General features: G+C 41.8%; 11 protein-coding genes. 3 read left to right on the top strand and 8 right to left on the bottom strand.

Features of this window, described 5'->3' with window-relative positions; all coding sequences use genetic code 11:
- The first annotated feature begins 95 nt into the window (after positions 1-95).
- Entirely contained in the window at positions 96-1109 is a 1014-nt protein-coding gene (locus G588_RS0114420) for a LacI family DNA-binding transcriptional regulator (RefSeq protein WP_242830374.1), read from the top strand.
- A 54-nt stretch (positions 1110-1163) separates the two neighbouring features.
- Here G588_RS0114420 and G588_RS23285 read toward each other — a convergent pair whose 3' ends face one another.
- The 6 genes from G588_RS23285 to G588_RS0114390 all read right to left on the bottom strand — a co-directional run bounded on the left by G588_RS23285 (position 1164) and on the right by G588_RS0114390 (position 8171).
- Complete coding sequence (locus G588_RS23285; RefSeq protein ID WP_278246667.1) at positions 1164-1481, bottom strand: hypothetical protein; 318 nt, start codon at positions 1479-1481, stop codon at positions 1164-1166.
- A complete protein-coding gene (locus G588_RS0114410; RefSeq protein WP_022779434.1) occupies positions 1482-4553 on the bottom strand; it encodes a glycoside hydrolase family 3 N-terminal domain-containing protein in 3072 nt (1023 codons plus the stop codon).
- 110 nt (positions 4554-4663) lie between these two features.
- Positions 4664-5962 carry an ATP-binding protein gene (locus G588_RS21735; RefSeq protein ID WP_022779433.1) on the bottom strand — a complete coding sequence of 433 codons (1299 nt, stop codon included), beginning with the start codon at positions 5960-5962 and terminating at the stop codon, positions 4664-4666.
- Positions 5963-6676: a LytR/AlgR family response regulator transcription factor gene (locus G588_RS0114400; protein ID WP_026668803.1), complete on the bottom strand. Its 714-nt coding sequence runs from the start codon at positions 6674-6676 to the stop codon at positions 5963-5965.
- Positions 6677-6797: 121 nt separating this feature from the next.
- Positions 6798-7520: a hypothetical protein gene (locus G588_RS0114395; protein WP_022779432.1), complete on the bottom strand. Its 723-nt coding sequence runs from the start codon at positions 7518-7520 to the stop codon at positions 6798-6800.
- A gap of 90 nt (positions 7521-7610) precedes the next feature.
- Positions 7611-8171, bottom strand: coding sequence for a TetR/AcrR family transcriptional regulator (locus tag G588_RS0114390; protein ID WP_022779431.1), 561 nt, complete (start codon positions 8169-8171; stop codon positions 7611-7613).
- Between the two features lie 111 nt (positions 8172-8282).
- Here G588_RS0114390 and G588_RS0114385 point away from each other — a divergent pair, with 111 nt between their 5' ends.
- Positions 8283-9308, top strand: a complete 1026-nt coding sequence (locus tag G588_RS0114385) for a sugar phosphate isomerase/epimerase family protein (protein WP_022779430.1) — start codon at positions 8283-8285, stop codon at positions 9306-9308.
- Between the two features lie 62 nt (positions 9309-9370).
- On the opposite strand, the gene G588_RS0114380 is transcribed toward G588_RS0114385, so the two are convergent.
- Both G588_RS0114380 and G588_RS20415 read right to left on the bottom strand, forming a co-directional pair.
- Positions 9371-9784 carry an EamA family transporter gene (locus tag G588_RS0114380; protein WP_022779429.1) on the bottom strand — a complete coding sequence of 138 codons (414 nt, stop codon included), beginning with the start codon at positions 9782-9784 and terminating at the stop codon, positions 9371-9373.
- Positions 9785-9893: 109 nt separating this feature from the next.
- Positions 9894-12218: a glycoside hydrolase family 31 protein gene (locus G588_RS20415; protein ID WP_022779428.1), complete on the bottom strand. Its 2325-nt coding sequence runs from the start codon at positions 12216-12218 to the stop codon at positions 9894-9896.
- A 119-nt stretch (positions 12219-12337) separates the two neighbouring features.
- On the opposite strand from G588_RS20415, the gene G588_RS20410 reads away from it, so the two are divergent.
- Positions 12338-12676, top strand: a 339-nt coding sequence (locus G588_RS20410; RefSeq protein WP_035788618.1) for a cation:proton antiporter, incomplete at its 3' end; no start/stop codon positions are given.

The raw sequence follows: 12676 nt of genomic DNA, 5'->3' as shown, positions 1-12676 counted from the left end.
TATTGCGAGCAATTTTTTGGTTGTTTTTAATTAAGAAAACGTTTACCATTATCTTGTAATTAGTATTTTGGAAGTGAGGACGAACTGTGTCTAATATGAAGGACATCGCCAAAAAAGCCCAGGTATCTGTCGCAACAGTATCCAAGGTTTTAAATGGCACCGGAAATATAAGTGAAGAGACCACCAGGAAAATTCTGGAAATTGCTGAGGAGCTTAATTATCATCCCAACCTCTATGCCAGAAATCTAAAAACCGGTTTCAGCAGGACGATTGGGATCCTTGCAGAGGACCTTACCGTATTCAACACTCCTCCAGTAATAGACGGCATCGGAGCCTGTTGTGAAGAGAAGGGTTATCGTTATCTCTTGGAAAATCTTCGCATAAACACTCTTGGTATTGATCCTGACAATGACAAGGATAGATACTCAGAAATCAAAAACAATGCAGTTTCACACATGAGTTCCATGCAGGTTGATGGAATTATTTATCTTGGCTGCCATTCTCACAGAGTAGTACCAAGCATATTTGAAATCAATATTCCTTTCGTATGCGCTTACTGCATTTCTCCATCCCTTGCGATTCCTTCTGTTTTGTATGATGATCAGCACGCCGCCTATGAAGCAGTTTCTCTTCTGATCAAAAAAGGGCACAAAAAAATAGCCACCATAACCGGCAAAGTAAGCAGTGTTCACACCAGATGGCGACTAACAGGTTATCAGGAATCCTTATATGATCATAACATCCCCTACAATCCCGGGTATGTAGTAAATGGTGATTGGTCAAGAGACAGTGGCTACAACGCCACCAAGAAACTTATCAAGCAGCATGTGACTGCTATTTTTTCCCATAACGATGAAATGGCCATGGGCGTAATAGATGCCTGCAATGATGCCGGGATTCAGGTTGGCAAGGATATTGCACTTATTGGCTTTGATAACAGGGAATTATCAACAGTGTGTCGTCCAACACTCACAACTGTTGAACCCCCTCTTTTTGATATCGGCTACAAATCAGCCGAAGGCTTGATTTCAAAAATTGAACATAAAGAAGACATTCTGCGAGGCGAAGTGCGACTTCCTTGCAGGATAATAGAAAGAGATTCTACCTGATTGGTAGAATCTTTTTTTTCACTACGCTCTTCCTACTACTTCCGCATTTTTACCTTATCTTTTCTTATAAAGAACAAGTTCTGGATTTGCACCCTCTGCCTCATATGTGCATACCATTATGAAATCCATATTTGCAAGAATCCCGAAACATCTGTCTCCACCAAACTCTGACTCAAGCTGGTTACCAAGATATGTAACATTGTCGTCCAAAAATTTAACCTTGGCTCCGTTTGGTAATGGATATTCAAGTATAACTTGCTCAAGGAAAACCTGTAACCACTGTATAAACTGCATTTTTAACTGCTGCCAAAGCGCATCAAAATACCACCAGCCTGACCGGGACTGGTGGTATTTTTCTATGTTATCTATCAATTAGGTATTGCCTTGTTTTGCGGCCTTTTTCTCAGCTTTTTCCTTAAGCTTTGCGAGCTTTTTAGCTGTAGGCTTGTAAAGCCTGAATATCTTATAGATCTGAAGAACAATCAGCAGCACGCATACAACAGTTACAATTCTCACCAAATGATCAGTAGTTCTTGTGCCGTCCTTGATAACTGTTCCGGGCATGGCGCCATTCATGGCCTTACTGTTGACTACAGTATAAAGAGTATGATGCATTGCTTCTCTTGCGTAATAATATGTTGCAGGATCATTTTTATCAAAGTTATATCTGGCTGCAGAAGTAAGCGATGTAAGTTTCACATCTCCACCCGCTTCAGTCATCTGATAGCCGTCCATGAAGACACCTGTATTAGCATTATCTGTCATAACAATGCCATCAAAATCCCATTCATTTCGCAGAATTCCGGTAAGCAGTCCATAATCTCCTCCGGCCCATGTAGCACCAACTCTGTTAAAAGAGGTCATGACTGCCTGCGAAGCTCTTATCTCTTTAGAAGCATTCTTATAACTTCCATCTTCCTGCTTCTCAACGTAATTAAGAGTCACGTTTCCGGCTTTCATTGTCATTTCAAAAGGAACAAGGTAAATCTCTCTGGCAGCCTGCTCATTTAACCACGTTGCAATACTGTACTGGCCATCCCTGTCTCCACGGTGATTTTCCTGATCATTGAATGCAAAATGTTTAATGTAAGTATACATACCCTTGGAAGCAGCTCCGTATGCTGCATTTGAGCCAACTACGCCTGAAAGGAAGGCGTCTTCTGAATAATACTCACCATTTCTTCCGGAGAAAGGAGTTCTGTGTATATTCATTGAAGGAGCATACCATCCGTCTGCGCCGCCAAGAAGTCCCTCATTACCTATCATCGTTCCAAACTCAAGAGCCAAGGCAGGGTTCCAACATTGTGCCAGTGTCATTGCATTCGGGAACATAGCCCCGGTTCCGCCATAGATAAGACCTGCCGCTGTATCCGCATCTATGTTATATGGCTTCTCTATAGATTTAATATATTCGATTCCATATCCACTTACACCGATGGCATTATAAATTTCCTCAGCTGTAAGTTCATCCAAAAGATCATCCCATAATGGATCATCATAATCGAGGCCTCTGAGGTCGATGAGCTTAAGTCCATTATCAGCACCGTATACAATCTTAGTCTCTGAAAGTGATGCCTTATCTACCGTCGTTCCCGAATCAAAACTGTCAAGCTGTGCGATAAGTTCTTCTGAAGCAGTCTTTGTATACGTATAAGATACTCCGTCACTTCCATTTATCTCATTTCCCCATGTGCTTATCTGAGCACTTGGTACTCCATCATGTGTTGGGAAAGTACCTGTCCAGTCACTTCTTGTAAGATAGGTATTCTCACCTCTTGCATCATCAAGTCTGTTAGTAATATCTACACCTGAGTAGCTGTCTTTTGCATAAGTAACTGTATCTACATCTGCATTATCAGGAGTATACAGGCTTACAAAAGAAATATCTCCGCCCTTAGTCACATTCTCTGAAGACAAGCCTGATGTGCTGACAAGAGCTGATGATACATCTTTTGCCGCAAGAATATTGTTTATAGCTGCGTGAGCGTTCTTTGCAGCTGTGATGTAATAATCGCCTGCGTCAAAAATATATGTCTTTGCATTGCTTGAATCATAGGCTTTAAGCTGTGCCTTATCAAACGAAAGCTTTACTGTCTCGCTTTTCCCCGGAGCAAGTTCCCCAGTCTTTTCATAAGCCACGAGCTGAACAGATGATTTTTCCACACCATTATCAATGTCATACTGAGTATATGGACTTTGAGCGTAGATCTCTACAACATCCTTACCGGATACAGATCCTGTATTCTTAACGTTTACTGTGATATTACATGTATCATCACTCCAGGAAACATCCATGTCTGACCACTCAAATGTTGTATATGAAAGTCCATATCCAAAAGGATAAACAACCTCAGATGTGTAATCATAATCACCGGCATTTCCCTGTTTTAAAACAACATCCTCATATCTGGTTTCGTAATACTTGTAACCTACGTAGATACCTTCTTCATATGTAACATAATTGTACTTGGTCAGATTCCCGTTTGAGTCTGAATACTGATAGTCACCAAAGTTCATAGCAGAAGGTGAAGAAAGAGGATCTGAAGCAAATGTATCAACAGTCCTTCCTGATGGGTTCACCTGTCCTGTCAAAATGTATGGCAGTGACTCTATTGCTGTAGCTGAGATAACTGCTTTTATGTTAGGAAAATTCTTAATGAAATCAAAATCAAGCGCTGCATTTGAATTGCTGACAAGAATAATCTCATCAAAATTCTCATTCAGATATGACAGAATCTCAAGTTCAGTGCTGTCGGGCTCAAGATATGTCCTTGCCTTATCCTCTTCAGAAGATGCATGGCTGTACATGGATCTTGGCATGTCTCTTCCTTCGCCTGCTACTCTCTTAAGAAAATATACTGGCACAGTTCCTTTTACCGAATCCATTACTGATCCATTTTCAAGAAGTACTGAAAGCGGCACCTCGTTGATACTGAAATCCTCTGCATCACCAAATGATATTGAGCCGCTGCCAAGTCCATAGTTCTTGGACTGTTCCTTATAAAATTCAAATAATTCTGTATTTAACGCCACTCCCGCATTACTGAAAATGTCTTTAAGACTTCTTCCGCCAGTCATTGAATCATTAGCAGTAACAGTCGCTGAATTAACACTAAAAAAGCTAAAGACTGAATCTGCTGCTTTAGGAAGTGCACTTTCTTCATTACTCAAAAGAATCGTGCCCTCATCAGCAATCCTCTGATGAAGCTCTGCTTCTGCCTCCTTGATTGAATCTTTTGTATAATCCGCTTTGTTATAGTCAAGATCAAGTCCCGTAGTATCGACCTTGGAATTGTCCTTCTTCGTATTAATACCACCTATCATACTGTCAGCCATTCTTGCATAGTTTGGTAAAATGCTATTTAACGCAACTATGATCATGGCCAAAAATACTATCAGAATGCTGCGTATGATTGTTCCGACTATTTTTCTTCCTTTACTCATAACCCTCTCCTTTAAAAAATGCGCGTTTTCTGTGCTATGAGATTATCATTTTGCAAATAAAAAAAGCAGGTTTTGTCATATCCTGCTTTTTCTTTGTCAAATCCGGTAATTCAGTTGCCATTTTCTGTAAAAATCAGCCTGAGAAGATATTTATTATTATCGGTCTTTATTATCATCTGGCCTTTGTATTTTTCAGTGATTGCCTTAATGCTGCCGCTTCCAAAGCCGTGACTTATTTTATCCTCTTTTGATGTCTCCGGAACATCCCCATTCATCTTTATATCCCCTTCATATGGGTTAATTATTTCAACAAGAACAATTCCTTTTTTGTCCTGTATCTGAACAGAAATCCAGCGCCTTGCTGTATCCGCTATCTTCTCGTTTGCTTCAATCGCGTTATCAAGGGCATTCCCCATCAGAGTATAAAGATCTATCTCATCCATAAAAGAAAGCTGTGAACCATCTGCGATACAACTCATCTGAATATGCTTACTATGGCAGATCAGTTTTTTCTCTGTAAGAACCGTATCCAGATACTCATTTCCTGTTCTGACAACTGCATCATACACCGCTATATCATTTTCCATCTCAGATAGAATCCCACGCCGCTTCTCATCATCTTCCATACTAGCCAGCGCACTTATCTGATGTTTCATATCATGATAATGCTGGTTTACGATAGCCATGGCATCTTTTGAAATCTCATATCTTGCCTGAGTATCCTTCCAAATCTGCTCCTTGACCTTAAACTCCGCCCTTTCATTCTCCCTGATAAGCTGCGCACGCTGGTTAGAAAGTATAAAAATGCAGCTCAAGATCGCATAAATGCAATGAAGATAAGTAAATCCAAAAATCCCCGATACCAGACTAAGAAGCCATACAATAAGCAGAATTCCGATAGTTGCCGAAGTAGCAGTAACCGTCTCAACATAAAATCTGCCATTTTTCACCGTTCCCTTGGCAAACCAATAGTAAGCCAAAAGAAATGAACCAATGAGACACGCCATGTATATAACAGGCTGATCTGCCAGGATTTTACCATTTGAAACATACTCAACTAACGTCCTTATGCAATAAAAGATATGTTCTATGGAATAACCAACTGCAAAAATGTATACAGCCTCATATAACGTTACCTCGGTCCACAAATATATTGAGGCCACAACAAAAAACCACGAAACTATGAACCATCCGACAGTAAAAGCATATCCTGCCATCCCGGTTATGATCTCTGTTCCGGCATAGCCAACATTTTTTGCCGCCAAAATCATAGCATAGCTAAAAATCTGACTTACAGCAATGCAACATATTGCCTTTATAAGTCCATTTTTTCTTTTTCCAATTACTATGCAGAGCCCAATAGTTGGCATCAGCATCTCCAGCAGATATCTGAAATTGAATCCGTCCATCTATATTTCCGCTCCTACATACTGCGCAAATGCAGCCAAAAAATTCTTTTTCTGACTCCTGCTTAAGTAAATATCCTCACCATGAACCCGTACTATGTCTCCATTTATCTGATCAACATATTTAAGATTAACCAGCTGAGACTGGCCCGCTTTTACAAAATTATAGTCCGATAATTCTTCTGCCATTGCGGTAAGAGTGCTTCGCTTGTGCTCCAAAGTACCAAGACTGCAATGAACAAATACATCATGCGCCACTACCTCGATGTAATAAATATCACTGACAGACACTTTCCGCTTCGCACCATCATCAAGAACAATAAGTGTCTTATCTTTCCGAAACTTATCAGATGTTTTCAGCACCCGGTCCATTGTAACGACAAGCTGCTCATATACAACCGGCTTTAATATAAAATCCAAAGCATTAACCTTATAGCCTTCTATCGCATACTGAGCAAGTGCAGTTATGAAGACTATGATCACATCAGGATCTAATTCTCTTATCTTTTTCGCTGTTGTCATACCATCCTGATGTTTCATATGTATATCAAGAAAGATAAGATCATAATCCGATGTATAGTCATCCAGTATATCTATACCATCATAAAAGGTTCTTACAATAAAACTATCGTTATGATCTTTTTCATATCTGCTAAGGTACTCAACAAGACTTGCCTGGTATTCTTTTTCATCCTCTACGATTGCAATCCTAAGCATATTTCTTCCTCGATCCGTAATCGAATCTCACATCATCACTTCTTGTTCAGCCTGTACCACACAATAGCGCCAACAACACCGCAGCATTTTTCATATAAAAAGTGCTACGGCTTCATATATTTTATCCCGGGATCGGCAAACTAAGAACCCCTTTACTCTCCAAAAACATCAAAGCAAAAACCACCAGCCATCCACCTATAATAATTCCCAATATCACCTTTATAGCAATATCCCGCCTTAGATCATAAAATTTCACCTTTCCCAGGCCAATTAGAAGCACCCATATCCCGACAACAACATAGATAAGAGGAAATAACTGAAATAATAAAACTCCGGTTTCTATACATCCCCCAAATACAAAGCATCCCACCAAAATAAACAAAACACCTACAACACGGAGCTTAAATCCAGCATTCCAGTCAATGTATGCAGAATTCCATACACCTGGACGATAGAAAAAACCATTGTTCATCAGATATTTTTCTATAATGGAATACAACTTTTGAGCATCATAGCTGATATTAGGATAATCCTTCGCATCAACCTTTTTTCTCCAAGGCAGATTATCCGAAGCCGAAACCGAATACACGGTTTTCGTTTGCGTACTCGTCGGTGGAGTATAATCATAACGCTGTGCTGTCATTTCGCCACCGCAAAAGGTCTTGTTTTTTCGAAGCTTGTACTTCACAGAAAAAGATCGAAGTTTCTTTTCATCCACATTCTGAGGCACCTCTTGTACCTTCCAGTGTCCAATAACCGTATTCCCTTTTACTTCTACAACAAATGGGTATTCCTCAGAGTTTAAATCCCTAACAATTGCCGCTTTTAATTCTTCACGTTCCATTATTGTGGCTCCAACATTTTTCTTTTTATTATCTGGAAATAATCAGCTTATAATGCGAAATAATCATTATTTTTCTTCATTTACTACAATTCATATTCCTATTACTCTTCCGGATGCATTTAATATTAAACTGCACATTTTCTGACAGCTAAGGCTGCATCCATCAGATATCCAGTCACTTATCATTTTGACACTTCCGTGTAAAACATAGGAGGACAGATATTTTTTTTCATATTCTGTGATAGATGAATTACGCATAGATGCCAGCACAAATTTATTAAAATCCGGTAGTAATGAGCTTATATCTGATATAGGATTTAAGTTATCTTTTCCCAGAAATAAGATAAAAAAATCCGCATTGTCTTTTATGAACTGAAGTGCATTTACCAAATCATCAGCTATTTTCCGATCCTCGGCTAAATTCTCCATAAGCAGAGCGGTTGTTTTAGATATATATATTGAAGCAATTTCGTTTAACACGTCATATTGACTGCCATAATATTTATAAAAAGTTGTCCTGTTTATGCCGGCTGTCATACATAATTCCTTTATAGTTATCTTTTCTATAGTGATATTTCCAAGCATTTGTATAAGGGAATTTCTTATACGCTCTTTTGTATGTAAAATCTTGGTCTCTCCTGAGGCAGTCATTGATACTCCTTTTCTGAAATCAACAGAAGTAAAATATTTGTCGGTTGAAATCAACACATGATGATTATATTATAAGCAAAAATAAACCGAAAGGAAATATAAGTATCTAAAATGAGAAAGTTAAAGGAAAAAAAGCCGCTGATATTCACCGTCTTAATTGCCGTGTTGTGCATGATTATTGCCTTTTTGATAAGAAATATATATCTAAATGCCACAGCAGGACCTTATGAAGTTACAAGAAAAGAAATAGCTGATTATTTCAGTGCACAGCTTAATACTCAGGAGAATACTGTAAAAAAAGGTGTGCAGCAGATTATGCTCGGTACAGTATCAGATAATTACGACACTACGCTTGACGCTTTGAAACATGTTAAGGCTGCCGGATATGATTATATAGAGATAAATGATTTCATGATAGAAAAATCTTCTTTTATAGTAAAGCTTTTGACAAAATTTGGTGGAATGGACATAGGAAACAGCGGTAATCAGGATTGGCATACGCTTATTTATGAGAGCGGGCTCAAGGTAAGCAGTATGCATTCAAATCTCGGTGCAATAGAAGCAGATCCTGAGAAAGTTGCGAATCTTGCAAAAAGCTATGGCACAGACGTAGTTGTTATAACAGGAATGTACAGGTTTGATTATAGCGATTTAAACGAGGTTGAGAATCTGGCAGAGCGGTTAAATACTGCAGGAAAAGCTCTGAAAGAACACGGCGTAAAGCTTTTATATCATAATCACAACTGTGAATTGCAGAAGGTTTCAACGAATAAGACAGCTTATGATGTGATTATAGAAAACACTGACGGTGAATATGTGAATTTTGAGCTGGACACATATTGGATGACTGACGGAGGAGCTGACGTCTATCCAATAATAGAAAAGCTCGGTTCACGTCTTAAGTACTGGCATATTAATGACAGAGGAAACACTCAAAAAGGACCATATATGACACCCATCCTTAAAGAAAAGGCCACAGAGCTTGGAAAAGGCAATATGAATCTTAAGTGCCTTTCTGAAGTCATAAAGGAAAAGGGTGTTATGGCAGTTATTTTGGAAACTCACATGAACTGGATTGACAATGATCCGGTAAAGAGTATCGAAGTGAGTTCCGAATTCATGAATAAATATTTTTAAACGTGGTTGAGATGAGGAAGATAATGCTATGCGCAATGTCTCCAATGATGCATGCCTGAATATTATATTACCATCAGCAGCGTCCCCGCTCCGATCAGGATGCATCCCATAATTGACTTTGCAGTAAACTGCTCATGCAGGAACACAAATGCCAGAACCAGAGTGATCACCACGCTGAGTTTGTCTATAGGTACTACTTTAGAAGCTTCTCCCAACTGTAATGCTTTGTAATAACATAACCACGAAGCACCCGTAGCCAGACCTGAGAGAATAAGAAATATCCAGCTTCTTTTGCTGATCGTCGATAACCCGCTCTGTGCATGAGTTATGAATACCATAATCCAGGCCATTCCAACCACTACCACGGTTCGGATGGCCGTAGCCAGATTAGAATTCACTCCTTCGATTCCTATCTTAGCCAATATTGACGTTAATGCAGCAAATACTGCAGATAACAGTGCAAATATGATCCACATATATCTAAAACCTCCCCATCTATATTTCATTCCAACAATTAAAGTTTCAAAATATCCGGGCACTATGCCCGGATGAAATTTTATGCAGATACTTTGGGAATGTACCCCCTTATCCGACCACCCGGTACCGGATCTCTCCAACCCGGAAGCGCTCATCTCCGGTGGTTTCGGTAGTGAATTCTTTTTTCCGATCATCCCATTTTAATTGGGTAATGCAGTACTGTCCCTGTTTATAGCCGTATCCGTCTCCGGCATCTTCATACAGGCGGAAGGTGGCATCTCTTCCGGGATAAACGATCACCTCCGTTACCGTATTCTTCTGGGCGTTTGTGCAGACGGCAGCCTCTTTTGCAGGGATCAGCGATCCCTCTTTTACAAACACCGGAATGCGCGCCAGCTCGCAGGAAAGCTCAATCCTTTGGCCTCCGTTGTAATACTGTTCCGTTTGCATCTCATACCAGCCGCAGCCCTTCGGCAGATAGATGCTCCGCTGGTCATCTTCTCCTGTAACAGGGCAGATCATAAGGCTATCTCCCAGCATATACTGATCCCAGATTTCAGACACCCGTTCATCCTCCGGAAAGTCGAAGAACAGTGGCCGTATGATCATACCATCCTCCATGGAGGTGGCAGCGCCGACGGAATACAGATAGGGGATCAGGCGATAGCGACCGCGAATGGTCTCGCAGATCGCTTCGTACACCGGATCTCCTTTATCTCCAAAGGCCCAGGGTTCCCGTTCCACATCGGTGCCATGGGCACGAAAGATCGGCAGATACGCCGCCCATTCCAGCCAGCGCACATACAGTTTTTTGTATGCATCATCGATTCCTTGCGGATACTTCCCCTTCCAGTACCAGAAGGGTCCTTCTTTGACAAAAAAAGCTCCGGTATCCATGGTCCAGTAGGGCATGCCGCTTGCTGCCATCTGCAGACCGCACCGGATCTGCTGCCTCAGGCACTCCCAGGAAGCCGCTGTGTCACCGGACCACAGGATGGTACCGTATTTCTGGCTTCCTGCCCAGCCGCTTCGGGTCAGGTTTACCACTCGTTTGTCCGGATAGGTGCTGCGCATCCCTTCCCACATGGTCATAGCATGGTATCTTCCATAGGCATTGGCTTTTTCCAGTGGCATGATCGCCGCAGCATCCTCTTTGAAGGCTACGTATTTTTCTCCGTCGGAGGGTTCCATGATGTGTTCCCATTCCGGAGAGATCGGCTCGCTGGAATCGCACCACCAGGCATCCACACCTGCAGGTGCCAGCCCTCTTACTACCTGCTCCCAGTACAGCTTTCTGGCTTCTTCGGAAAACGCATTGTAAATATCGGTTCCGTGCAGAAGCATTCCCCGCTTCCGAAACTCCCGGTTATTCTCTGTATTAGGGCTCATATTGGGCCAAATGGACATCATAAAGTGTATGCCCTGCTCATGAAGACGCTCCACCATGCCGGCAGGATCCGGGAATCGCACGGGGTCAAAGCTTTTTTGTCCCCACTGTCCATCCTCCCAGCTAAGCCAGTCCAGGATCAAAGTGTCCACTCCGATCTTCCGGTTCCGGAATTCTCCCGCCGTATCCAGGATCTGTTCCTGGCTTTCGTACCTCTCTTTGGACTGCATATATCCATAGGCCCACAGTGGCAGCATAGATGCCTTTCCCGTAAGCCTCCGATAGTTTTTTACCACCTGAAACAGATCCTCTCCAAAGAGGAAATAATAATCCAGATAGGCGTCTGCCTCCGTCTGCAGAAAGGCTTTTCCATGGTTCTCCGAAAACAGTGCCGGCGATTCCGTGCTCAGCAGGATACCGTATCCGCCTGTGGATACCAAAAGAGGCATACCGATTTTCCGGTTCCCCTGATGGACATAATAGGATACATGCCTGAGATTCCATTCTCCGTGTTCGCCCTGTCCGAGACCAAATAGCCTTTCAGACTCTGCAAAGGAGAAATACGTCCGGGTGCGGTAAGCCTCCCCATAGGCTTCCTTTTCCACCGCCTTCACCTTCTTTTTAACCCCATCGGCGGTCTGGATCTCTTCTACCTGCAGGTCCTTCGTGGGGATCGTGCGATACAGCGTGATCTTTTCCAGTTCTCTGGGCAAATCCTGCGCTTCCCGAAGAAGGCTCCGTCCCATGGAATCCAGAAAGGTTACTGCTCCGCCGGCTCTGCTTACTGTGACGGTGCCTTCCGCCGTACAGATCCCGATCTCATCCCCGCTCTCTGTAACGGTAAAAGGGAGGCTACCTGCAAAATCCTGAAAAAAACTACCCTGCTCTCCTGCAAAGGTATCGTCCTCCGAAAAAGAAATCCGGACAATACCGCCCACCTGAGGCATTACCCGCAGCATGCCATATTCCGAATGCAGAAATACAGCGTTTTCTGTTTTTCTTACTTCTGTAATGTTCCTCCTTTTCGGAGGGATCACGTTCATCATAGGCTTATTTCCTTCTCTTCATAAAATAATATCCTCCATGATTATAGTTTTTTAACTTGATTTTGAGAAGAAAAAGTATCATACTCATTTCCTAGCATCAATAAGATGGAGGTATAAGTATGGATACAATTCAAATACTCAGAGATCTTTTTATCATAATCGTCATGGCAAAGTTATTCGGACTGATAGCCAGAAGACTTCATGCGCCACAGGTTGCCGGTGAGATCATCGCAGGTCTTCTCATAGGTCCAACACTGCTTAATCTTGTTAATCCCAGTGATTTCCTGTCGGGCATGGCTGAAATCGGTGTGATTCTTCTGATGTTCAGCGCCGGACTGGAAACAGATATCGACAAACTCAAAAAATCCGGCCTGAAGGCAACAATCCTTGCATGCACAGGTGTTGGAGTTCCGCTTGTTCTTGGAACGCTCCTGTACATGGCCTTCTATGGCTTTGCA

Source organism: Butyrivibrio sp. AE3009 (genome assembly GCF_000420845.1).
Classification (GTDB): Bacteria; Bacillota; Clostridia; order Lachnospirales; family Lachnospiraceae; genus Butyrivibrio.
The sequence above is the reverse complement of the archived record's forward strand: the minus strand, read 5'-3'. Positions and strand labels throughout refer to the sequence as shown.

What these genes read in the sequence shown, in the direction of transcription:
- G588_RS0114420 (WP_242830374.1), top strand. Translation starts at nt 96, where the DNA reads ATGAAGGACATCGCCAAAAAAGCCCAGGTATCTGTCGCAACAGTATCC.
- G588_RS0114410 (WP_022779434.1), bottom strand. Translation starts at nt 4,553, where the DNA reads ATGAGTAAAGGAAGAAAAATAGTCGGAACAATCATACGCAGCATTCTG.
- G588_RS21735 (WP_022779433.1), bottom strand. Translation starts at nt 5,962, where the DNA reads ATGGACGGATTCAATTTCAGATATCTGCTGGAGATGCTGATGCCAACT.
- G588_RS0114400 (WP_026668803.1), bottom strand. Translation starts at nt 6,676, where the DNA reads ATGCTTAGGATTGCAATCGTAGAGGATGAAAAAGAATACCAGGCAAGT.
- G588_RS0114395 (WP_022779432.1), bottom strand. Translation starts at nt 7,520, where the DNA reads ATGGAACGTGAAGAATTAAAAGCGGCAATTGTTAGGGATTTAAACTCT.
- G588_RS0114390 (WP_022779431.1), bottom strand. Translation starts at nt 8,171, where the DNA reads ATGACTGCCTCAGGAGAGACCAAGATTTTACATACAAAAGAGCGTATA.
- G588_RS0114385 (WP_022779430.1), top strand. Translation starts at nt 8,283, where the DNA reads ATGAGAAAGTTAAAGGAAAAAAAGCCGCTGATATTCACCGTCTTAATT.
- G588_RS0114380 (WP_022779429.1), bottom strand. Translation starts at nt 9,784, where the DNA reads ATGTGGATCATATTTGCACTGTTATCTGCAGTATTTGCTGCATTAACG.
- G588_RS20415 (WP_022779428.1), bottom strand. Translation starts at nt 12,218, where the DNA reads ATGATGAACGTGATCCCTCCGAAAAGGAGGAACATTACAGAAGTAAGA.